Source organism: Synechococcus sp. UW69 (assembly GCF_900474185.1).
Lineage (GTDB): Bacteria > Cyanobacteriota > Cyanobacteriia > PCC-6307 > Cyanobiaceae > Parasynechococcus.
In genome coordinates, this window is the sequence record NZ_UCNW01000002.1 from 15,949 (window position 1) to 35,740 (window position 19,792).

34 protein-coding genes are annotated in these 19,792 nt (G+C 59.2%); 22 read left to right on the forward strand and 12 right to left on the reverse strand.

Translation table 11 applies throughout. The features are described 5' to 3' along the window. Positions 1-225: 225 nt before the first annotated feature. Positions 226-354, forward strand: coding sequence for a hypothetical protein (locus DXY29_RS13785; protein WP_256377589.1), 129 nt, complete (start codon positions 226-228; stop codon positions 352-354). A 162-nt stretch (positions 355-516) separates the two neighbouring features. On the opposite strand, the gene DXY29_RS13175 is transcribed toward DXY29_RS13785, so the two are convergent. After that, the gene (locus tag DXY29_RS13175; RefSeq protein WP_166017046.1) at positions 517-693 is read right to left on the reverse strand and encodes a hypothetical protein; all 177 of its coding nucleotides are present in this window, start codon (positions 691-693) and stop codon (positions 517-519) included. A gap of 40 nt (positions 694-733) precedes the next feature. Beyond that, complete coding sequence (locus tag DXY29_RS13180; protein ID WP_166017045.1) at positions 734-910, reverse strand: hypothetical protein; 177 nt, start codon at positions 908-910, stop codon at positions 734-736. A 197-nt stretch (positions 911-1,107) separates the two neighbouring features. Here DXY29_RS13180 and DXY29_RS13185 point away from each other — a divergent pair, with 197 nt between their 5' ends. Beyond that, entirely contained in the window at positions 1,108-1,278 is a 171-nt protein-coding gene (locus DXY29_RS13185; protein WP_170952061.1) for a hypothetical protein, read from the forward strand. 318 nt (positions 1,279-1,596) lie between these two features. On the opposite strand, the gene DXY29_RS00145 is transcribed toward DXY29_RS13185, so the two are convergent. The 4 genes from DXY29_RS00145 to DXY29_RS00160 all read right to left on the reverse strand — a co-directional run bounded on the left by DXY29_RS00145 (position 1,597) and on the right by DXY29_RS00160 (position 5,382). Then, a complete protein-coding gene (locus tag DXY29_RS00145; RefSeq protein ID WP_115021829.1) occupies positions 1,597-1,824 on the reverse strand; it encodes a hypothetical protein in 228 nt (75 codons plus the stop codon). 159 nt (positions 1,825-1,983) lie between these two features. Then, complete coding sequence (locus DXY29_RS00150; protein WP_170952062.1) at positions 1,984-2,703, reverse strand: bifunctional 2-polyprenyl-6-hydroxyphenol methylase/3-demethylubiquinol 3-O-methyltransferase UbiG; 720 nt, start codon at positions 2,701-2,703, stop codon at positions 1,984-1,986. A gap of 46 nt (positions 2,704-2,749) precedes the next feature. Further along, the gene (locus tag DXY29_RS00155) at positions 2,750-4,549 is read right to left on the reverse strand and encodes an FAD-binding oxidoreductase (protein ID WP_136987685.1); all 1,800 of its coding nucleotides are present in this window, start codon (positions 4,547-4,549) and stop codon (positions 2,750-2,752) included. A 26-nt stretch (positions 4,550-4,575) separates the two neighbouring features. Beyond that, positions 4,576-5,382 carry a hypothetical protein gene (locus tag DXY29_RS00160; protein ID WP_115021835.1) on the reverse strand — a complete coding sequence of 269 codons (807 nt, stop codon included), beginning with the start codon at positions 5,380-5,382 and terminating at the stop codon, positions 4,576-4,578. A gap of 177 nt (positions 5,383-5,559) precedes the next feature. Here DXY29_RS00160 and DXY29_RS13190 point away from each other — a divergent pair, with 177 nt between their 5' ends. From DXY29_RS13190 to DXY29_RS00195, 7 genes are all read left to right on the forward strand, one after another. After that, on the forward strand, positions 5,560-5,733 hold the full coding sequence (locus DXY29_RS13190; RefSeq protein WP_170952063.1) for a hypothetical protein: 174 nt from the start codon (positions 5,560-5,562) through the stop codon (positions 5,731-5,733). Positions 5,734-5,758: 25 nt separating this feature from the next. Then, a complete protein-coding gene (locus DXY29_RS00165; RefSeq protein WP_115021837.1) occupies positions 5,759-6,469 on the forward strand; it encodes a response regulator transcription factor in 711 nt (236 codons plus the stop codon). A gap of 106 nt (positions 6,470-6,575) precedes the next feature. After that, entirely contained in the window at positions 6,576-6,809 is a 234-nt protein-coding gene (locus DXY29_RS00170; RefSeq protein WP_115021839.1) for a hypothetical protein, read from the forward strand. A gap of 197 nt (positions 6,810-7,006) precedes the next feature. Then, positions 7,007-7,879 carry a phycobilisome rod-core linker polypeptide gene (locus DXY29_RS00175; RefSeq protein WP_115021841.1) on the forward strand — a complete coding sequence of 291 codons (873 nt, stop codon included), beginning with the start codon at positions 7,007-7,009 and terminating at the stop codon, positions 7,877-7,879. 610 nt (positions 7,880-8,489) lie between these two features. Continuing rightward, positions 8,490-9,098, forward strand: a complete 609-nt coding sequence (locus DXY29_RS00185; protein ID WP_115021843.1) for a hypothetical protein — start codon at positions 8,490-8,492, stop codon at positions 9,096-9,098. A 12-nt stretch (positions 9,099-9,110) separates the two neighbouring features. After that, the gene (locus tag DXY29_RS00190; protein WP_115021845.1) at positions 9,111-9,335 is read left to right on the forward strand and encodes a hypothetical protein; all 225 of its coding nucleotides are present in this window, start codon (positions 9,111-9,113) and stop codon (positions 9,333-9,335) included. 65 nt (positions 9,336-9,400) lie between these two features. Continuing rightward, a complete protein-coding gene (locus DXY29_RS00195; protein WP_115021847.1) occupies positions 9,401-9,655 on the forward strand; it encodes a hypothetical protein in 255 nt (84 codons plus the stop codon). On the opposite strand, the gene DXY29_RS00200 is transcribed toward DXY29_RS00195, so the two are convergent. Beyond that, complete coding sequence (locus DXY29_RS00200) at positions 9,637-10,875, reverse strand: cytochrome P450 (RefSeq protein ID WP_115021849.1); 1,239 nt, start codon at positions 10,873-10,875, stop codon at positions 9,637-9,639. The genes DXY29_RS00195 and DXY29_RS00200 overlap by 19 nt on opposite strands. Positions 10,876-10,957: 82 nt before the next feature. On the opposite strand from DXY29_RS00200, the gene DXY29_RS00205 reads away from it, so the two are divergent. Continuing rightward, entirely contained in the window at positions 10,958-11,215 is a 258-nt protein-coding gene (locus tag DXY29_RS00205) for a hypothetical protein (RefSeq protein ID WP_244279251.1), read from the forward strand. A 19-nt stretch (positions 11,216-11,234) separates the two neighbouring features. Here the strand turns inward: DXY29_RS00205 and DXY29_RS00210 are convergent, their stop codons facing one another. Continuing rightward, positions 11,235-11,690, reverse strand: coding sequence for a lipocalin-like domain-containing protein (locus tag DXY29_RS00210; protein ID WP_115021851.1), 456 nt, complete (start codon positions 11,688-11,690; stop codon positions 11,235-11,237). 592 nt (positions 11,691-12,282) lie between these two features. On the opposite strand from DXY29_RS00210, the gene DXY29_RS00220 reads away from it, so the two are divergent. From DXY29_RS00220 to DXY29_RS13200, 5 genes are all read left to right on the forward strand, one after another. Continuing rightward, on the forward strand, positions 12,283-12,648 hold the full coding sequence (locus DXY29_RS00220; RefSeq protein WP_115021855.1) for an AbrB family transcriptional regulator: 366 nt from the start codon (positions 12,283-12,285) through the stop codon (positions 12,646-12,648). A gap of 76 nt (positions 12,649-12,724) precedes the next feature. Beyond that, entirely contained in the window at positions 12,725-12,916 is a 192-nt protein-coding gene (locus DXY29_RS00225; protein WP_115021857.1) for a hypothetical protein, read from the forward strand. 93 nt (positions 12,917-13,009) lie between these two features. Further along, on the forward strand, positions 13,010-13,177 hold the full coding sequence (locus tag DXY29_RS13195) for a hypothetical protein (protein WP_170951187.1): 168 nt from the start codon (positions 13,010-13,012) through the stop codon (positions 13,175-13,177). 29 nt (positions 13,178-13,206) lie between these two features. Then, on the forward strand, positions 13,207-13,446 hold the full coding sequence (locus DXY29_RS00235) for a hypothetical protein (protein WP_115021861.1): 240 nt from the start codon (positions 13,207-13,209) through the stop codon (positions 13,444-13,446). Positions 13,447-13,524: 78 nt separating this feature from the next. After that, positions 13,525-13,674, forward strand: a complete 150-nt coding sequence (locus DXY29_RS13200) for a hypothetical protein (RefSeq protein WP_166017022.1) — start codon at positions 13,525-13,527, stop codon at positions 13,672-13,674. Positions 13,675-13,731: 57 nt separating this feature from the next. Here the strand turns inward: DXY29_RS13200 and DXY29_RS00240 are convergent, their stop codons facing one another. Both DXY29_RS00240 and DXY29_RS13205 read right to left on the reverse strand, forming a co-directional pair. Continuing rightward, entirely contained in the window at positions 13,732-14,175 is a 444-nt protein-coding gene (locus tag DXY29_RS00240) for a tellurite resistance TerB family protein (protein ID WP_115021864.1), read from the reverse strand. A gap of 110 nt (positions 14,176-14,285) precedes the next feature. After that, the gene (locus DXY29_RS13205; protein ID WP_170951186.1) at positions 14,286-14,447 is read right to left on the reverse strand and encodes a hypothetical protein; all 162 of its coding nucleotides are present in this window, start codon (positions 14,445-14,447) and stop codon (positions 14,286-14,288) included. A gap of 106 nt (positions 14,448-14,553) precedes the next feature. Here DXY29_RS13205 and DXY29_RS13210 point away from each other — a divergent pair, with 106 nt between their 5' ends. The 3 genes from DXY29_RS13210 to DXY29_RS13220 all read left to right on the forward strand — a co-directional run bounded on the left by DXY29_RS13210 (position 14,554) and on the right by DXY29_RS13220 (position 15,129). Beyond that, positions 14,554-14,706, forward strand: coding sequence for a hypothetical protein (locus tag DXY29_RS13210; RefSeq protein ID WP_170951185.1), 153 nt, complete (start codon positions 14,554-14,556; stop codon positions 14,704-14,706). Positions 14,707-14,787: 81 nt separating this feature from the next. After that, positions 14,788-14,949, forward strand: coding sequence for a hypothetical protein (locus DXY29_RS13215; RefSeq protein WP_166017019.1), 162 nt, complete (start codon positions 14,788-14,790; stop codon positions 14,947-14,949). 3 nt (positions 14,950-14,952) lie between these two features. Continuing rightward, positions 14,953-15,129: a hypothetical protein gene (locus DXY29_RS13220; RefSeq protein ID WP_170951184.1), complete on the forward strand. Its 177-nt coding sequence runs from the start codon at positions 14,953-14,955 to the stop codon at positions 15,127-15,129. A gap of 27 nt (positions 15,130-15,156) precedes the next feature. Here the strand turns inward: DXY29_RS13220 and DXY29_RS13225 are convergent, their stop codons facing one another. Further along, the gene (locus DXY29_RS13225; protein WP_170952064.1) at positions 15,157-15,303 is read right to left on the reverse strand and encodes a hypothetical protein; all 147 of its coding nucleotides are present in this window, start codon (positions 15,301-15,303) and stop codon (positions 15,157-15,159) included. A 120-nt stretch (positions 15,304-15,423) separates the two neighbouring features. Here DXY29_RS13225 and DXY29_RS00250 point away from each other — a divergent pair, with 120 nt between their 5' ends. Both DXY29_RS00250 and DXY29_RS00255 read left to right on the forward strand, forming a co-directional pair. After that, positions 15,424-17,097 (forward strand): protein adenylyltransferase SelO family protein, encoded by a 1,674-nt coding sequence (locus tag DXY29_RS00250; protein ID WP_115021868.1) that lies wholly within the window; start codon positions 15,424-15,426, stop codon positions 17,095-17,097. Further along, entirely contained in the window at positions 17,094-17,621 is a 528-nt protein-coding gene (locus tag DXY29_RS00255) for a DUF924 family protein (RefSeq protein WP_115021870.1), read from the forward strand. Before DXY29_RS00250 ends, DXY29_RS00255 begins: the two co-directional genes overlap by 4 nt. Before the next feature lie 247 nt (positions 17,622-17,868). Here the strand turns inward: DXY29_RS00255 and DXY29_RS13230 are convergent, their stop codons facing one another. Further along, the gene (locus tag DXY29_RS13230) at positions 17,869-18,039 is read right to left on the reverse strand and encodes a hypothetical protein (RefSeq protein ID WP_166017014.1); all 171 of its coding nucleotides are present in this window, start codon (positions 18,037-18,039) and stop codon (positions 17,869-17,871) included. A 141-nt stretch (positions 18,040-18,180) separates the two neighbouring features. Between DXY29_RS13230 and DXY29_RS00260 the strand changes: the two genes are divergently transcribed. Beyond that, positions 18,181-18,498, forward strand: a complete 318-nt coding sequence (locus tag DXY29_RS00260) for a DUF3303 domain-containing protein (RefSeq protein ID WP_115022096.1) — start codon at positions 18,181-18,183, stop codon at positions 18,496-18,498. 30 nt (positions 18,499-18,528) lie between these two features. Then, on the forward strand, positions 18,529-19,722 hold the full coding sequence (locus DXY29_RS00265; RefSeq protein ID WP_115021872.1) for a glycosyltransferase family 2 protein: 1,194 nt from the start codon (positions 18,529-18,531) through the stop codon (positions 19,720-19,722). Positions 19,723-19,792 lie beyond the last annotated feature (70 nt).

A 19,792-nucleotide genomic window follows, 5' to 3' on the forward strand; every position in this document is an offset into this window, starting at 1 on the left:
GTAAACATGCGCTCCGCTTGGCCTCCTGTTCGTTAATGAGCAATTGGCCTGGCAGGGTTTTGTTCCGAATCAGGGTCGCTGATCAGGAGTCGAGTATTCGTCGTCCAGTCCGTGAGGGTTAACGCTTTTTGGTAGGGCGCTGAAACAAGAGCGGGCCTGCCGGTTCCGTTGGCTTCGGGGTGTTGATCGGCTCTTGTCTGATTGCGTTGAGGCGCAGGTTTATGAATGCTGGCGCAGTTTCTTGAGTTGATCGTTGATCTGAAAGCGCAACTGCCTCAGATTTTCAACATTGATCTCGTGTTCGCCCGCACTCCAGTGCTGCGGGTTGGCGACACGAATCTCGAGTTCACGTAGGCGGGAGCGATCGGTTTGCATGTCGAGCTCCGCGGGCGGATTCAGTCTGTTGCCATTGCGCCGTGTTCAACATGAGTTTTTTTACCGCTTCGTAGAAAAGAAGTGACTGCAGTCCAGGCCGGTTCAACATCGAATGGATGAACAGCTTCAGCTGGGAAAGGCTTAATTGGAATCAGACTCGAACAGGTGATCCATTAAGGCTGCATAGAGTTTGGTCTTCATGTCCAACAGGAGGGCTTGTTCGTTTGCATCACCCCCAGGCCAGCTGACGTAGGCCTCAGCAATCGCCTTGTGCAAAAGGCGCAGAGCGTCTCTTTCCACCGCGATCGTTGTGATCATTTGGTTGCCCTCCATTTGCTTTGAACGAAACAAGCTGTCTTCAGAGATCTCTCGGTTGGCGCATGATCCAGTCCGAGGCGGCTTGCTGTTGTTTCCAGGCCACCAAAAGGTCTTTCGCAATGCTGCGGAGGGCCTGAAGATCCTTTGAGTTGTCGATCTCCCGTGAAAATTTCTCGATTTCAAATTTCTGGCCCAGAGTCAACGCAATCGGTTCCATTGGCTTGTGGCTTTGCGACCGGAAAGTAACCCAGAACTTTTGGTGCTGCAAATTGAAACCGTAGTGTTTGCAACCGATTAGAGAGAACTATGATCAGCTCAATACATTGCCACCGTTACAGAACATTTCTGAATGCGGCTAATCAATCGGATCGCAAAGGCTTATGGCCTTAGAAAGCATTTGCAGCTCTAGATCTGATGCATTTTTCCTGGGAAAAACATCTTGAATTATCCCGGAATGTAGCTATTGCTTCAGACGAAAATCAGGGTATGGCTCTGGCACTTATGGGTGTTGCTCTGACCATGCTGGTCAAGGATCTCCTGGCCCATGAACTGAATGGCACAGCGCTGCCGTCATCCAGGTCTTGAGCCAGAAGGCCAAGTCGTTGGCTCAAAGAAAGTCCATCTCATCTTCGTTGTTCTCGTCTTCCTGGGATTGGATCCACAGCGCCGATAGCGGAAAGATGAAGCAACTAGCAATCAGAAATTCCATTTGAACCTGGGTTTGCTGCACTAACGATCAAGCAAAACTGGATGGTGATCTGTATCAACTGATCTCGTTTTTTCTGGTTTTGGTCGTCGATTGATCCGTTTTATCTTATTGAGTGATTGTGCTTAGTCAGCCCAGGCTGAGCGAGGCCACACCTGTAATCAACAGCAGAACAGACAGCACCAACAAGCTTCCATTCATCGGTTGCTTGTTCTTTTGATCGATTCCATCCCCAGGCGTGCTGCCTCGCGGCCCAGATCAATCGCTGCTTTGGCGCTGCTTTTGATCAAATCCTTGGCCGAGCTTCGAACCCGTCGGGGGCTGCGCTGCATGGCGTCGGGCCAGGATCCTTCCGGCCATCGCGGCACGCGACGGGTGACTCGGTCACCGAGTTGAAGCAGGGATCGACGCAGCCGGCTGGCCACAGCTTTGAAGCAACAGCATCAATCTGCTGGCTCTATTGCAAGGGTGTTGTGCCAAAAGACACGAAGGCGGGTTGGCATCTGCATGGGAAAGCCCCACCACAGGGGCGGGGCTTTCGGGATATGGCGGTCGCTGGTGAGCCATCTACAGGCCTACGTCTCCTACTGAGCGGCTTCAGCCTGACCCTCAGCTCGGCATAGCCAGAGGCGGATGAACAATCCCTGATAGAGCTGCAGAGGTGCCCGCCAACCGGCTTGCTCCAGCACAGCCGCGACCCGGCTGGCATCAAGGGAGAACACCACCTTGTTGCGGCTGTCCCTGATTTTTTCAAGCCGGTCTTCAGGAACGCCCCGGTCGACAAGCCGTTGCCACGCCACATTGAACACTTCGCGTTGGCTCTCGCCCTCCTCCGCTTCGCTGTAGGCGCTCAGCAACAACACGCCGCCATCAGCCGTGCACTGCGTCAGTTCGCGCAACATCGCGTTCTGTTCGTCATGGGGCAGCAGGTGAAGCACGTTGTGGCACACCACCAGATCAAACCGGGCGCCGTTCAGTTCGCCCTCGAGCGCCGCGTTCAGGGTGCAGGGCAGCAACCGGCAGCGGCTGCTGCCGAGGTGATCCGAAAGGGTTTTGCGGCATTGCTCCAGCATCAGCTCACTGGGCTCGAGCACCGTCAGCTCAGCATCAGCGCAGGCGTTGAGAAGGTTTGGAAGTTCATCGCCGGGGCCGGGACCCACCACCAGCACCTGCTTTGCATCGCTTGCTGTGGCCTTGATCGCTGCTCTGGCGATCTCGTGCAGAACGTCGTGGCCGGGAATGGAGTCTTGAATGCTCTTGCGATAGGTACGGCCGTACTCGCCATCGAAATCAAGGGAGGACATGGACCACCGCGATGGAGCTTTCCCAATGATGGTTGCTTTGTGCGATTCAGCCTTGGAGGTTGCCGATGCCGTTGTGCACCCGGAACAGGTTGCTGGGATCCACCCGTCGTTTGATCGCCTGCAGCCGCTCCAGGTGCGGCCCCCACTGGGCCTGGCCCGCATCCTTGAGGAAGTAGTCGGTTTCATTGCCATAGGTGCCGGCCTTGGGGAAGACCCGGCGCAGCGTGGCCAGCACCCGCTGCACGCGGTCTGCCTCCGCTTGGCCCTGTTGGATGTCGGGTTCATGGCCCGCCAGGCCGGGGTAGCGGTACTGCTGCAACGACGCGCAGATCACCAGCGCTGCGGCGCCGTAGCAATCCGGGTGCAGGGCTGTGGCCCGATCGCGCTGCCGGGCTTCCGCGGCTTCCCCCGAAAGCCCCTTGTTGATCTGGAAGGTGAAACCGCGATGGCGTGAGGCGTCCAAGAAGGCGTTCGCTACTTGCTCCGGCCGCTCCCTCAGCGCCTGGGTGGGAATCCAGAGTGAGTCGTAGCTGTTCCAGAAGGCCCCCACCTCTCCCTGGTTGCCCTCCCACCAGAACCGTCCTTTTGGGGCACCGGGTTGGTCGTCCCGGATCACCGCCCCCGGCTTCAAGCGCTCCCAGGCTTCGGCATTCCAGATGTCTTTGAACGGCATGAAGGTGAACTCCGGCTGCACCGTGAAGCGATCGGGCTGGGCCCGGAACGGTTCCAGCAGTGCGTCGAGGCTGCTGCGCACCTGCGCGTCCGGCAGGTCCAAGGCGGTGAGCAGGAAGCCCAGGCTGTTGTCGGGGTTGAACTGGATCTGCTCGCCCCAATGCGGGTTATCCAGATGGCGGGGGTAGAAGCGCAGTACCGCTTCGATGAGCTCGCGGTAGGCGGCGTCATCCACCGCTTTCACCCCACCGGTCACCAGGGCCAGCCGTTCGGGGATCGGATGGCTCAGCAGCGTGATCGAGCTGAGCACGCCGAAACTGCAGGCACCGCCGCCCCGCAAGGCGAAGAACAGCTCCGGATCCTGGTGCTGGTTCACCCGCCGGATCCGGCCATCGGCGGTGATCACCTCCGCCTCCAGTAACCCGGCGGCACCTGAGCCGTAGCGCTTGGAGAAGCTGCCGAAGCCGCTGCCGAGGATGAAGCCGCCGCAGGCGCCCACGCTGGTGCAACCGCCCCCCTGCACGTAGCGGCCCGCTGCGGTGGCGGCCACATACACCTCCAGCCAACGCACCCCCGCCTGCACCGTGATCGCCTGCTGCGCTGTCGTTCCTGCAGGAGCTCCCTGGGGCAGGAAGGCCTCGTGCACCTGGATGCCGCGCATCGGCTGGGTCCAGAGCAGCAGCGAATCGGGCGCGCAGTTGCGGCCCAGGTAGTCGTGGCCAGCTCCTTTCACGACCAGGCGGAGCCGATGCTGCTGGGCAAAGCGCACCCCAGCGGCCAGGTCTTCAGCGGACTCCGCTGCGATCGCCCGGCTGCTGGCGGCGGCCTGCCAGCCCCCCAGCCAGCCGGTGGATTGCAGGCCCATCGGCTGGTCCTGGATCCAGAAGGGATTGCGCAGCTTCTGCAGCACGCCGGCGCTGGCGTTGCTCCAGGGCAGTTGCGGTGTCAGCAGCCGGCCTTGGAGTTGCTGTTCCAGGGCCGCCCAGGCCTGACGGCTTGGGGCGCTGCCAGCTCTGGCGCCCTTCGGCAATAGCGGGCCGGCCCCTGCCGTGGCGATGCCGGCCCCGAGCATCCGCAGCAGGGCCCGCCGCGACCAACGCCCTTGACTCGTCATCGCGCCAGCGCCCCAGAACCTGCCTTCAGTGTTGGCAGCCAGGGCCCGGTTGTCAGCCATCAGCACAGGCGGATGGCTTGTTTGGATCAGGAGTTGATCTGCCCTTTGGCCACCAGCTTTTGCCGTAGTTGATCAGCTACCTCCGGGTTAGCTTCAGCCCAGGCCACCAGTTTGCGGTCGTTCAGGTAGGCCTCCCAGGTCGGTGTTTCGTTCGATCGTTTGGAGGCGTTCTGAGCTGTAAACGATGGCGCTGTGGTTTTCGTTGCTGGCTTCATCGGCGTTGCCGAGGCGACTGCGCCATTCATGCCGAGACGTGTCGGCAATCCATCCGTCGAGGTTGCCTTGCCTTGGCTGTAAGCCGCGTAAGCCACCTCCAGCTCGTCGGCGGTGCGTTCCTCACCCATCGAAAGGCCGGTCACCGCTGGCAGGGCTGTGCGCAATCGGTTCGCCGGTTTCTTATTGATGAAGCGGAAGGAGTTTGAGATCTTCTCTCCTTTTTTGTTGTATCCAACAACGGTGAAGTACCCCTCGAATTCCTTGCCGGCGCCGGAGCCGGCCATCGCTCCTCCGATCAGGCCACCGAGCAGACCGATCGGCCCCAGCAGTAAAGCTCCCCCGACGGCACCTGCTGTTGCTCCGCCCAGGCCTCCGGCCACGCCTTTGCCGCCGTGGTAGCCGCTGTCGGTGCCCACTGTCCATTTCGACACCAGTTCACTGGGGATGAATCCACCGGGCCCCGAGATTCCGCGCCCATCAACACTGATGCTGCAACCGCTGTCGCCGCAGAGGGCGTTATAGGTCTCGGCCTGAACGGGGTTCGTCATCAGGGTGAGGTTGCTGATGCCGGCCACCGCAATGCTGCTGGCCATCAGGAGAGCCTTGAATCGATGCATTGAAAAGATGAAAGAGAGTTGACGTGTCGGCCCTTGAGGCACGCGAGCAGCTTCCTGGGATTGTTCTGATCACGACTCCCTCATCTGAGGGATGGTCTCGCCCCGATGACTCCCCCAACTGAGGGATGTGATTCTTCTGCTGTTGGGGCTCAATAAAGAAGCGCGCCATTGCTTCCTATGCCCCCGGTTTACGACTTGATCCTTCAGCGCAAGGGCGAGCTGCAGACCGAAACGGTGCAGGTTGCCGATGCCGCCCAGGCCTGGCGATTGGGGCGTGAGCGCTATCCCAACTGCATCCGTGGCGTTGTTCGTCGGGATAGCTCTGCAGCTGAGCCATCCAAACGCCGCTAAAAGGTGGTTATCTGAATGTTTTGGGATGGAGCTGCGGCTTGAGTCGCGCGCGTTAAGCGAAGCCATCGAAGCGACGGCGCAGTTCTTTCAGAACCAGCGGGTGGTGGTCTGCTGCGGTGACCGTCTCACCCTCACCTGTCTCTGCCTGGCGGAGCCGATTCGCCGTGCCGTGGTGGGCGCCGCCACCACCGAGGAGGAGGGCTTCGAGTTGGTGCTGCGCACCCGGCCGAGCCTGCTGATCTGCAGTGCGGATCTCGAAACCGGCTACGGCATGAATCTGCTGCGGCGGGTGAAGGCGGAGCTGCCCACCTGTCAGCTCCTGATCGTGCTGGTGCGCGAAACCCAGGCCGTGGTGCAGGAGGCGATGGAGGCCTATGCCGACGCCGTGATCTTCAAATCAAGCCTTGGCACAGGAAAGGGTGATTTCGTTCAAGCACTCCACACCCTCGCTGAAGGAGGCGTGTACTTCCCTGAGGAGATTCGTAGCCTTGGCGCGGCCCAGGCGCCGAACCCGAATCTGCCCGCGTTGATTGAAGACCTCACCGAGCGGGAGCTGGAGGTGGTGGCGGGGGTGGCCCGAGGTCTCACCAACCAGGGGGTTGGCAGCAGCCTCGGCATCTCGGTGGAAACGGTGAAGACCCATGTGATGAATGCCAAAGACAAACTTGGTGCTGCTGATCGCACCCAGCTGGCGGTGATGGCACTGCTTTATGGCTTGATCGATCCCCTCGGCTGATTCACTTGCTTCACTCACTTCGGCAAGCCTGTTCGGTGATCACGGTCGCCATCCCGCTTCGGTCGCCGTCGCTGGATCCATAGGGTCTCTGCGTTGCTTTTTTGTGATGTCCGAGCAAACCACCAACCAGCAGTCCTGCAACGGCAAGAAGCGGGCGATGCTCGCCTATGGCGTGATTCAGATCTCCGCCACCGTTGTTTCAGCCGTGTCGTTGGCGGCCATTGCCTTCGGTTTGTGTGCTGTGAAGCAGGAAAGCCGTTTGTTCAATGGCTGCGTTGAGGCTGTCGTGGCAGAGGGCAGGTCTCAGTCCGAAGCTGTTCGTTACTGCAACGGCGGTTGAGATTCAAGTTCAACCGTTGTCTGCGGTTGACCAAGAGCCCTTGGCGACGCTGCGTTTTGAGCGAGACCAGGCCTTCGTTGTGGGGTGAGTCAGCCAACGCCATTGGGGCGAGCAACCCAGCTTTTAACTATTACTAAGTTCATCTCCAACAATTAAGAGATCGCCATATCTTTGATCTGATTTCACTGTTTCCTCGGATGCCAGCCCTGAAGTACAAGCGGGATTTCACCCACGAACAGCGGGTGTCCTTCGCCTTTGCGAACTCCGTGGACGCAACCAAAAGTGCCAGCTCTAACAAGCGCAAGGCGGCATCCACACCTGCTGAGTACAAGCAAAACCAATGCGCCGCCATGGGCATTGGCATGGGCCCTCGGATCCATGAGGAGTGCCCCTTCTCGGCGATCAACCACTCCTATGCCTCAACGGGCAGCCAGGCTCTGGAAGCTGCCATCAGCGCGGGTTACAAGCAGGTGTTCGGCAATATCGGCATCTCCTCTAACCAGCGTCTCGTCTCACTGGAGGCCTTCCTCTGTGATGGCCGCATCAATGTGCAGGGCTTCATGGCCGGCCTGGTCAAATCTGAGCTCTACAAGCAGAAGTTTTTCCACGCCGTGTCTCCCATGCGCGGCATCGAGCTCACCACCAAGCACCTGCTGGGGCGTCCTCCCATCGATCAGAAGGAAGTGAGTGCTGGCATTCAGCTGATCGCTGAAGAGGGCTTCGACGCTTTCGTCGACAGCCTCGTCCGCTCTGAGGAGTATCTCGAAACCTTCGGAACTGACACGGTTCCCTACCTGCGTGGTTTCAAGTCGGAAGCACGGGCTTCCTGCTCCACCTTTGTTGGCATGGCCGAAATCACTCCGGCAAACGCCAGCTCTGAAAACGCCATGTACACCGGTCCTTCGCTGGTGAAGCGCTTCAGCATGGATCTCGGTTCCTTTGCTGCTGCTGCCGTCTACTCAGACGACAGTGATCGTGGTGGCTTCTCCTACATGAATGCAGTCAGCAACCCCCGCAACGCTGCTTACCGTCGGATGTATGGCGGCAAGTTCAACTACGGCCGCTTCTGATTCATTGCTGCTTGCAGCACTGAGCTGAGAGACAAAAAGGGCAGGAGAGCTAACTCTCTTGCCCTTTTTTAATGGCGGCGCTGTTGAGCCGCTGGCGGTGCCCTCAGGCCTATTGGGCTGCCCCTGGGTATGAATACTCATTGAAAATGATCCACGCTTCCGTAAGATCTCGTCGCTCTTGAATCGTTTGATGCATTACTTCGGGCTCTTGGTGCACGAGAGTGGCCAGGTGACTGCTCTCTTTGAAACTCAATTGCTCGAAGTTGCGGTGACTAAGTTTTTCCAACAATGCCTGCAGAACGGCTATGCGCCTGTTGATGTTCATCTGCGATTAATCAAATATTCGTCGCCAAAATTTCCATTTGAGACCTGTCTTGATAAAAATCTTTTGGTTTCTGGATATAACTTGCAAGTGGAAAATTATCAGTAGTGGATCTGCTCTTGCTCCGATGGGATGCGTTCGCCATCGGAGTTAGTGATGTTTGGCTGTTGCTTGATTCTTGAGTGGATCTCTTGGCCAGGCTTGCTTTCGGCAGTCGCTCCCTTTCTTATTTCCGTCAGCGCGTGAAGCGGAGATGAGATCTTGGTTAGTGCCCCTGCCTGATGTTCCTTGGCCAGCCCAGCCGACGCCGACGCCAATCTCAAGCGGGCTCTTGAGCAGCTCAGCGGCAATGAGGCTGCGGTAGCCGAGGCCATCAATGAAGTGCGGGCCGAGCACGCCCGAAGTGAACCGCCGCTCACTGGGCCCGCACTGCTTGAGCGCATTGATCAGTTGGCAGCCCAGCGGACTCTCGACAGTCAGGACGCCGCGATCCTCTGCCATTGGCCCGATGCCGCTTCCATCGGCCAGGCCTGGTTCGAGCTCAAGCACCCCGGCAGAAGTGTGCCCAGCCCGATGCTCGTGCTCGATGCCTATCTCGTCGGTGCTCCGCCGTTCCTCAGCAAGGCCCAGCGTGATCAGGTGGGTGACTGGTACCGCAGCAAGGTGAGTGCCAATCCTGAGTACACCGATGCCGTCACCGGGGCGGCCAAGGCTTTTGTGCTGATCGGCGATCTCAATGCAAGTGCCGCTGGCATGGCCTGGCAAACGATCATTCCCGATCTGCTCGAGCAGGGTCACGACCTTGAGTTCAGCGTCACCAAGGAACAGGTGACAGCTGCAGCGGCCCGCTGGATTGTTGCGGTAGCTGACACCTTCGCGGCACCATCGCTGGATTAACGCGAGCGATTGATGGGTCTTCAGCTGGTTTCCGCCGATTACCTCCACGAAGACGGCATCACCTATCGAATCCGCCGCGACAACCTCCAGCAGGACTTCACCATTGAGGAAAAGCGCAATGGTTCCTGGGTCGACTGCGGCCTCGATCAGGCGGTGAAGGATGTGAACTTCGCTGAGTTCAAGCGCCTCGGTCTCCTGATCAAGAAGGTGATGGATGCCGACCAGTGGCTGGCTTGAGCTGATCGGAGTCGCGACTCCTGGCCGAACGCGCCAGGATGTAACGAATTCGTTACACGACTCTCATGACTGTCGGAGAAATTTTCCTCGAGAGCCTGTCCACCGGAGTGATCACCGAGCATGAGGTGAGCTGGCTGACCTCGCACCAGAGCAGTTTTGCCCGTCCGGAAGAAGCTGCTGCGATTCGGCTGGGTCGCCTGATGGACCAGGGAGAGATCAACCTCGGCTGTCGCCTGCCTGAGCCGATGCTGCGCCACCAGGAGGTGTTGGTGGATTGGATCGAACCTCTGGGCCGCCGTCGTCACCGCGCTGCCGCCTGAACCAGCAGGCCGTCCTTCGGGCTGGGGCTGGGAATCAGCTGCAGAGCCAGGTCTTGATCTGGCTGCAGCTGCAGCTCCACCGCCTGGAGCAAGCCAACCGCCATTAGGCGGATCTCCAGTTCCGCCAGTGCCTTGCCAAGGCAGACCCGCTCGCCGCCGCCGAAGGGCAACAACGTTTGCCCGAAGGATCCATCCAGATGCCGTTGCGGCCGGAATGCCGCAAGGTCTGCGTCGTCGTTGTCGGATGCCGGGCTCAACACCACCTGAACCACGCTGCCCTGCGGAATGGCCACCCCCGCCAGGGTGATCGGCGCCAGGCTGCGACGGAAGAACCCTCCCACCGGAGGCGTCAGCCGCATCACTTCCAGCACCGTGGCATCCAGCCGCGGCGACGTCACGCTTTCAGCCAATCCCTCCCGCAACCAGGTCTCGATCTCCGGGTTCAGTAGCAGCGCTCGAAACAGGCAGCTCAGTGACGATGCGGTGGTTTCGTAGCCGGCGAACAGCAGCAGCAGCAGTTGCTCGGCCAGGTCGTCATCGTCCAGGGGGATGCCGGCTTCATCCAGTCCGCCACTTAGGAGATCAAGGCCCCCTGCCTTGCTGTCCCGTTGCAGCTCAGCCTTGATCCGCTGCAACAGACGCTGACGTGCGGCCATGGCTTTGGCGAAGGGTGTTCCCGGGATCGCCAGCGGAATCGAGAACAGGGCCCGGGTCCAGATCTCGAAGTCGGCGAACAGGGCATCGCGGCTAGCGCCATCCAGCCCCAGCACCGTGGTGGCAATCACCGCAAATGCGAAGCGGCGCATCCGTGCCGCCAGCGGCAAAGGTTTCTCGGCGGTGACCAGCTCCTGGCACAGCTCTTCCACCAACTGCTGAATCGAAGGGGTGTAGCGCGCCAGAGCAGCGCTGGAGAACAGTTGCCCCACCACCCGCCGGCGCGCTTTGTGGCCTGTGCCATTGCGGTTCGCCAGCGACTTGCTGCCCAGCAGTTGCTGCACACTGTCGGGCCACCAACCCTCCAGGGCATCGCCCTGGCCCAGCAGGTCGGCGATGGCCCGTTCACCACGGATGAACACCATGCGCTGGGCCAGCAGCTTGGTTTCGAATACATCGCCGTAGGCCTGGAACCGCCGTTGGGCGAAGTCGGCTTGGGTGAAAAAGGCCAGGGTTTCCCCCAGTCCGCTCACGGCGCCCGTGCTGGGGAGGGGAATGGTCGTCATCGCAGCAGTGGGGGAATGGCTGTTTTAGGGCTGACAGTGCTGCAGGTGCTGGCTACCTGAAGGTGTGTGCTGCGCCAACTCTGTGGATCTCAAGTTCCTGGTCATGGTGCTGGTCTCCCATTTGATCAGCGCTGGTTTGTCCAAAACTGTTGCCGCCCAGAAGGCACGCAACAGCAACCGCTGGTTGTTGGCTGGCCTGTTGTTTGGTCCGTTGGGTCTGATCGCCGCCGTCGGGATGCCGGATCGTCATCAGATCGTCTATCTCCGTTATCTGGCCGAACAGCAGGGATACCAACCTCGCCATGCCTGTGGTGGGCAGAAGGGTGACACGGTGGCTTGAAAGCTGTGGCTTAAGGGCGTCAGCGGCAGCGTTGAAAGCGAACAATGCTGCGGGTCAGCCCTTTTTCGGGCCAGTTGGGCATCACCCTCCAGGGAGTGTGCACCGTGAGCAGATCACCGTCGATTGAGAAAAATCGGGTCTGTTCGGTGCCAACCCACTCGGGGTTCCAGGCCACATCCACCTTGGTGATCCAGCGATCACCCTCCAGGCGATAAATGCCGGTGTAGGCAATCATGCTGCTCAGCAGAGACGAGCGCTCCTCGGCGCTGGCTCCTGGTTGCCGTCCTTCGGCCGAGAGCATGAAGGAGAGACGTCCTTCCGGTGTGAAGATCACATATCCGGTGGGGTGATCGCCCATTGGCGCAAAGGTGTTGCCATTGGATTGTTCTTCCACGCTGTAGCTCAACAGCTGCCAGGCGCCATGAACTGTGGGTGGAGTGATGGCTTGGGCGGGTTGAACTGAACTGACGCTCACAACTGAACCTGTTCCTGACGGGCAACCTATCGATCGCCATTCAGCTTCTACAGCTTGAATCTCTGGATTCCTGTCAAATTGAAGCCATTGAATGCCGATCCAGTAACAACAACCACGAAACTGCTCGGGTTTTGATGGCGTCGTCCTGCGCTGCGCGTCGATGGCTGACTGGTGCAAGCGGACGTGGAGGTTCATGGTGATCCGTCCTGATTGACAGCCAGCAAGCGTTTTCTGGAGTTGGATCTGGTCTGAAACTCACAACCTGATGTTGGTTCGTGTTGACCAACCAACCGACGCCCCCCTGATCAGGATCTGATTGGAACTGAGAGTCGGTGTCTGTCATCTCGTTCAATCTTCGATTCCATCTGTTGGCATTTGATGGCTGTGTCAAACCATCCACCCACGGCGATCGAGTTTGTCGCTTGATTCTTGCTCGCAATCCGTTGCATCGGTCGGCTTCATCGATCGGGTTTATCGATCGAGCCTGCGGTATTGAAAGACTTCCGAGCAAATCAACTGAAATCAGCTTTTTTATCCCCTTGTGATCTTGCAAATATGGGGTCTAATACGTGGGTCTCGTTCTCACAGTCCCATGCTTACCGGAGCTGAATTGCTCAACCGCGTCAAGGAACTTGGCGATTGCGCCAAAACAGATCTGGCCAAAGGTTGTGGCTATGTCGTCACCAAGAAAGACGGCTCTGAACAGGTGAAATTCACGGCGTTCTACGAGGCTCTGCTGGAAGCCAAAGGCCTCTCTTTCTCTACCGGTGGATCCGGTGTTGGTAAGGGTGGTCGCAAGCTTTCTTACAAAGCTGTGGTTCAGGGCAACGGCAATCTGCTGATTGGTAAGGCCTACACCGCCATTCTTGAACTGCAGCCTGGCGATGAATACGAAATCAAGCTGGGACGTAAGCAGATCCGCCTGATTCCCGTGGGTGGTTCTGAAGAAGAGGATTGATTTCATTTCTGGTTCAGCAGAAACAACATTTCTCCCTGTGGCCCCTTAGGTTCCACGGGGAATTTTTTTTGCTCCAATGCCCTACCAACCCACCAAGGAGCATTTGGACCATCACATTCCAGACACCTTCAAGAGCATCAACAACATGATGCGGCAGCTGAAGCAAGACATCGGAATGGATGACCGCTACATCGCTCTGATGCTTGATGCGTTGTCGCGGGAATATTCAGCCAAGCAGCCGATTGGTGATGGTTTCGGCTTCCGCTGAACGTTGAAGGGCTGTTCCAATCAACCTGTTCCAATCAACCTGTTCCAATCAACCTGTTGCTACCAACCGGTGGAATGGCGCCTCTGTTCACCGATGAAACGACTCCTGCTCGTCCACAACCTGGTGCATGGTCAGAGCGTTGTTCATGAATTAGACGACAAAGATTTCGCCGTGGAGTTGGTGGAGGGCGATCCCGAGGTCGATGAGCAGGGGGAGATGGACGTGGAAAGTCGTTTTTTCATCCGGGTCGACACCGAATGATTCCGGTGAGCAGCTCAGCACAGAGGTGATTGGTTCCACTTGATCAGCGCTATTTCGAAGGCATCAGTTGGTGGATCGTGATGTCGACGCGCTACGTGCTTCGGACGGGAGAAATCATTCTCTCCAATCGCAACCCTGAGGGGCTTGATGTCTACTGCTACCGAACGGGCTACAACCACCACACCTGTCTATTGCTCTCCGAGCAATCCGAGGCGGACTTTCTGCTCCGCTATGGATCGGAGGAGTTGAACGTGGCCTACCCAGGCTGACTGCTGCCTTGGCCCTTCCCCCAGGCCCTTGACGCTGCTCAGATCGTGGCCTGAATGGGTTGGCATCAAGGCAATTCCATGGATGACGTCAGGCTGCAACTGCTGCTTCAGGAGGCTGAGGACCATCTCCGTTCCCGCAGCTGCCGTCAACGCTATGAGCGCGCCGTCGTTCGTCTGCCCGACAGCCGCCGTGGCATCTGGTTCGGTGATGACAAGCGTGCTGCCTGATCCTCTGTATTGGTGCTGAGCGGCTGCACATCCAGCTTGATCTTGGGGCGATCGCCCTCAGCTGACGGCTGACGGTATTGCGGCTGGTGCCTTGCAGGACGACTCCAGGGGGGCATGCAGCAAGTCGAAGACCGAATCGATGCGCTCAGCTTCCACTTGAGAAATGGAGAGCATCAAGGCCAATAGATCAAGCCGGCGCCGCTCCTCGGCTGAATAGGGCCCGTCGGAGCGCATCAGTTCCGAGGCCATGGCGTAGGCCGTGAGGGCCTGATCGGCCGAGAGCACTTTGGCTGCCTCCACCATCAGAGCTTTGGTGCCCCGCTCCAGCCGCATGGCCAGCACCGCATCCATCAGCAACACCAGCTCGTTGTCACTCATCCGGCAGTAGGGCTCGCGGTAGTCGAGGGCGTGCCGGAATGCCCTTGCTCCGGCCCGGCTGAGGGTTTCGTCCCACGACACTGCTGTGAGGCCAACGGCCGCAAAGGCTGTGACGACATTCATCTGGGATGACGCAGGTGTTGCCCAACTGTCAACGCAATCCCCGGTTCGTGATTGTCTAAAGCGCCACAGAGCGACCCAGATGAGTCGTTTGGCCTACCTGGGGGATGGCCTCACTCCGGAAGACGCTCCACGGCCACATGCATGAACCGTTTCACCATGGCGATTGGCCAGCCTTCCCGCTGCAGCTCCTCAGCAATCTGATCAATCTGATAGACGATTTCCTCGGCGACGAGCTCTTCCAGCAGATGGTTGGAGTGTTGCGTGGTGGTCATGGCTCGATTGCACTGCTTCGGGGCTAACCCATCCAGGCCACGTTTTGCCACTTCGATTCTGTGGCGTCCGGTTGCAGGCTGGTGCTGCTGTTGCCAACTTGAGGTGATGAAAGAAGCCTCCCTGCTCCGGCGCATCGGCACCTACCTGCTCGGCCTGGTGGATGAGTATTGGGCGATGCGTCGTCCTTGGCAGTACGGCGCCAAGCAACCCCAATGCGGATTGCAGTGCGATGGCGACCACTGCGAACGGATCGACTGAGCCACTGAAAAAAATGCGCCTTTACACGGGTTGCCGTTGCTCTGTGTCCTCACAACAGTGAGGTCAGCACCTGGAGATTGGATGGAGTTCAAAAGCCGCATTTTTGCCACCTCGCGAGGCTCCACCATCGATGCCATCGGTGAAGGGCGTTATCTGGTCTGCAATCCGGCTTACTGCTTCATGGTGCATGGCCTGCGTCAGGCCCATGAAGCCGTTCAACGCCAGGAGAAGTCCGCGCTTTGAGCCATGGCTGAGTACCGAATTCACTGCAAGCACTGTGGCTACGAGGGGAAGGACAACTCCCGCTGGATCCCTTTCGTACAAGTGGAGCGTCGGGGGCAGGATTGCCCCCACTGCGGTCGCCCGACTCTGCTTGAGCCTTGGTGCACCTTGCGGGCTGAAACATCCATGCCTGACTACTGATTTCGCCTTTGCGACGCAGCTGCCGGGTTAAAAGTTTTGCCAGCTGCTGGTGAGCCACTGGGGAGCCAGGCTCCACCAGATGGCGGTCGCCACGAAGATGGCGGCCAGGCCGATCAGGCTGGTGATCAGTTCCTCTTGCCTGCTGTCGGAGCCAAGTTTCTTGGTTTTGCCCATCGTTCCCTCGTTTGCTTCCCGTGTTTGCTCCCCTCGGTGTAAGGCCTCTGCTCACAGTTGGCCATCGGTCAAAACACCCGGACCCAGTCCTGGCGATGATGATGTCAGCTTCAAGGCCCGATGAGCACCGCCACGTTTGCTGAGTTCGCCGAGCGGGCCGACTATTCCCTGCTGGATAACCTCACGCCTGATCCGGAGGCGACAGCGGATGGGGAGGACCACCGACCACGTCAGGTGCTCTCCGGCCACTACGTGCCGGTGACCCCCACCCCGATTCCTGAGCCCGAATACTTAGCGCACAGCCGATCCTTGTTCGGCGAGCTTGGTCTCAGTGATGACCTGGCCCAGGACGTTCAGTTCCGCCGGATGTTCTCAGGCGATCTCCGTGTGGCCACCGGTCCAATGCGGCCTTGGGGCTGGGCCACCGGCTATGCCCTGTCGATCTACGGCACGGAATACACCCAGCAGTGCCCCTTTGGAAATGGCAATGGCTACGGCGATGGCCGAGCCATGTCGGTGTTTGAGGGGGTGTTTGAAGGCCGCCGCTGGGAGATGCAGCTCAAAGGGGGTGGTCCGACGCCCTATTGCCGTGGTGCTGATGGTCGAGCGGTGCTCCGCTCCAGTGTTCGTGAGTTTCTGGCGCAGGAGTTCATGCACGCCCTTGGTGTGCCCACCTCCCGTTCGTTGACTCTCTACGTCTCCCATGCCGAGACGGTTCGTCGCCCCTGGTATTCCGAGAACTCACGCTCCATGGACCCGGACGTGATGGTCGACAACCCCGCGGCCATCAGCACCCGGGTGGCGGCATCGTTTCTGCGGGTGGGTCAGCTGGAGTTGTTCGCCCGCCGTGCCCGCAGTGATGCCCATCCCAAGGCGCACCAGGAGCTGCATCTGATCGTGGCGCACCTGATCGAACGCAATTACCGCCAGGAGATCGATCCCCGCCTGCCCTTCTGCGATCAGGTTGTGCTGTTGGCCCAGTTGTTCCGTGATCGCCTCACGGCCTTGGTCGCCAACTGGATCCGCGTTGGCTACTGCCAGGGCAACTTCAACAGCGACAACTGCGCCGCCGGTGGCTTCACCCTCGATTACGGGCCATTCGGATTCTGTGAGCTGTTCGATCCGCGCTTTCAGCCCTGGACCGGTGGCGGAGCTCATTTCTGCTTTTTCAACCAGCCGGTTGCCGCTGAGGCCAACTACCGCATGTTCTGGAAATCCCTGCGCACGCTGATGGAGGGTCAGGCGGAGGCCCAGGCCCAACTCGATCAGTTGCTGGAGGGTTTCCCTGTTGCCATGCAGGACGCCATGCAACGGATGTGGAGCAGCAAACTCGGCTTGTCCGGCACCGCTGAAACACTGGTGCAGGAGTTGCTGCAGCTCCTGGTGGAGTCGAGCGCCGATTATTCGATGTTCTTCCGCCGCTTGTCGGATCTGCCCGATCAGATCGATCCGCTGCGGGACTGTTTCTATCTGCCCCTCTCGGCGACCCTCGAATCCCAGTGGCAGGACTGGTTGCAACGCTGGCGTGCCCAGTGGCCCCATGGCGTCGATCCGGCCCTGATCTCCGCGGGCATGCGGCGGGTCAATCCGGCGATCACCTGGCGTGAGTGGCTGATCGCTCCGGCTTACCAGCAGGCAGCCGAAGGCAACACCTCTCTGATGGCTGAACTGCAGCAGCTGTTCAGTGCCCCCTACGACACCCCTTCCCCCGACCTGGCGGCCCGCTACGACCGCTTGAAGCCCCGGGAGTTCTTCAGTGCTGGAGGGGTGTCCCACTACAGCTGTTCGTCTTGACCGCTGACGACGTTCTGCACTTCTGGTTCCAGCAGTGCCGTCCCTGGCAGTGGTTTCGTCGCCGCGACAGCTTCGATGCCCTCGTGTCGGATCGTTTCGGTGCTTTGGTTGAGCGTGCCCTTGCCGGTGATCTTCAGGAGTGGGCCGATCGGCCCTCCAGTGCTCTGGCTTTGGTGTTGTTGCTGGATCAATTCAGCCGTCAGATCTGGCGCGGGGAGGCCAAGGCCTTTTCAGGAGATCAACAGGCGTTGGCTGTTGCCCTGATGGGCCTCCAACAAGGATGGGTTGCGGCTGAACCGCAGCGACCGCGACGTCAGTTTTGGCTGATGCCTTTGCTGCACAGCGAAGAGGAAGGCGTGGTGGCGAAGGCCATTCCCTTGCTGGAGCAATGGGCGGATGCCGCCACAGCCGATGTGGCCCGCCGCAATTTGATGCAGCTGCATCGTTTCAGTCGTTATCCCCAGCGCAATGCTGCCCTCGGACGCAACAGTTCACGGGCAGAAGTCTTGTTTCTGGAAGGATGATCCCGTTGCGCGTGTGTCTCGCTCTATCTCCGCAATCGGTTCTCAGCAAGCGATGGTCTCAACGTAAAAGGTATCTCGTTAAAGCTCGGTTTTTCAGGAATTTATTGCAGTTTCATACGCTAGATCAAGGAGTCCAATCTTGATCCAGTCTCCCGATGGCCAAAATGACAAAGGAGTTGAGGTGAATGCAAACCAACGCAATTATTTCTCCTCCTGATGACAGCTCAGCTTTGTTGTAGAGCTCTGCTTACTTCTGTTCCCCTTCATCAGCCATCAATCGAAGCGCCGCATTCATGACGGCAACTTTTACCTCCCGTCGCTCCAATCCTTGACGTTCGAAGTGACGGACGATGCGCGACAGGTCCCACCAGACAGCGACTTCGACTTCATCCATTTCATTGGCGACGTGGAGAGCCATGACTGCGCTAAGACCTATTTCAGCTGTAGCCCGCTGCCAGCTGTTCGCGAAGCTCCTCCTGAATGACTGCTGAATTCAGTTGCGATTTAGCGTTGATGGCTGCATTCCGTGGCTACGAATCAGTTGGATGCACCCTTCACCTTGCAGCACTATCTGATTGTCTGGACGTTCCCGACTGTGGAGGGGGCTTGGGAGTCATCTCCAGGCTTTGCTGAGTACATCAATGCTGGAGCCCCTGGAGATGTCTTTGATGGCTTCGCACTCAAATATCGCGTCTGCGAGCCGATCAGCGGTAGTGGGGTGGCAATTGCCGTTGCCAGTGATATCGGCAAGGTCTGGGCGCACCTCGGCCCTTGGATCAAGGATTTCGGTATTCAGTTCGATGTCACCGCCGTGGTTTCGGATGCCGAATTTGCTGCCATGTGGCCGATGGTGGAAGCTGCAGCATCCGTCGACTGAGACGGCTCTCCTTCACACCGTTGTCTGGCCGTGACGCTCGCCTTGCTTGAGCCTGTGCTGCTCCTCGTTACGGCCACAGCAGCTTCAGCGGGATTGTTGATCCTTCAGTTGGGTCTGCGACGGGTGTTTGCTGTCGCACCGCGATTAAAGCCGGCCCAGGAGGCTCCCGCCCCAGACACGTCTCTGACGGTGGTCATCCCCGCCTTCAACGAAGCCCACAACATCGCTGACTGCCTGGGCAGCGTGCTGGCCAGTGCGCCCCCTTGCCGGGATTGGTCGGTGGTGGTGGTGGACGACGAGTCAACAGATGCGACCGTCGAGAACGCCATCCGGGCCGGTTCCACCGCTTCACGGTTCCGCCTGATCAAGGCGGGCCCCCGACCTGCCGACGAGCGCTGGGTCGGCAAGAACTGGGCCTGCAGCAGGGCCGTCGAGCAGGTCTCCAGCGATTGGCTCTTGTTTATTGATGCAGACGTTCGACTGAAGCCGGATGCTCTTCAGCGGTCCCTGGCGCAAGCTGTTGATGAGCATGCCGATCTGCTGAGCCTGGCCCCTCGACTGAGCTGCGGATGCCTGGCGGAGTGGATGGTGCAGCCGATCATGGCCAGCCTGCTGGGCCTTGGCTTCCCCATCCTTGAAACCAACGATCCGCAATCGCCGGTGGCGTTTGCGGCAGGTCCGTTCATGTTGTTTAAGGCATCCACCTACGAGTGCATCGGCGGTCACCGGGCTCTCGCGGGCGAAGTGGTGGAGGATCTCGCCCTCGCCCGGGCCATCAAGGCCGGCGGCTATCGACTTAGCTATTTGCTGGGTCTTGATGCGCTCGACCTTCGGATGTATGCCGACCTCGCTGCCCTCTGGGAGGGGTGGACCAAGAATTGGTTCATCGGGTTGGACAGGGATCCAGGCAAAGCCATCGGTGCCGCCTTGGTGGTGGTCCTGATGTTCACAGCCCCGTGGCTGTTGTTGCCGACATCGCTTGTTCTGCTTTGGCTTCAGCCCGTGCTGTCGGTCGCTTGGTTGTGGCTCATGGCTTTGGCGGGTCTAGCCATCGTTCAGCAGCTGCTGCTGCGGCTCTGGACGCGCAGCACCTTTGATGTGCCCATCAGGTACTGGTACCTGATGGGTGTGGGTGGTTTGCTGGTGGGTGCGATCGGTCCTGTTTCGATCTGGCGCACACGCACGGGTCGTGGCTGGACCTGGAAAGGACGCGCTCTCGGTTAAGGGAGTTTGGTCCGATCAGACCATCACGAGTGGCGAGCCTGTTTCCGTGCATCTTCAGCCCGACGCCGCA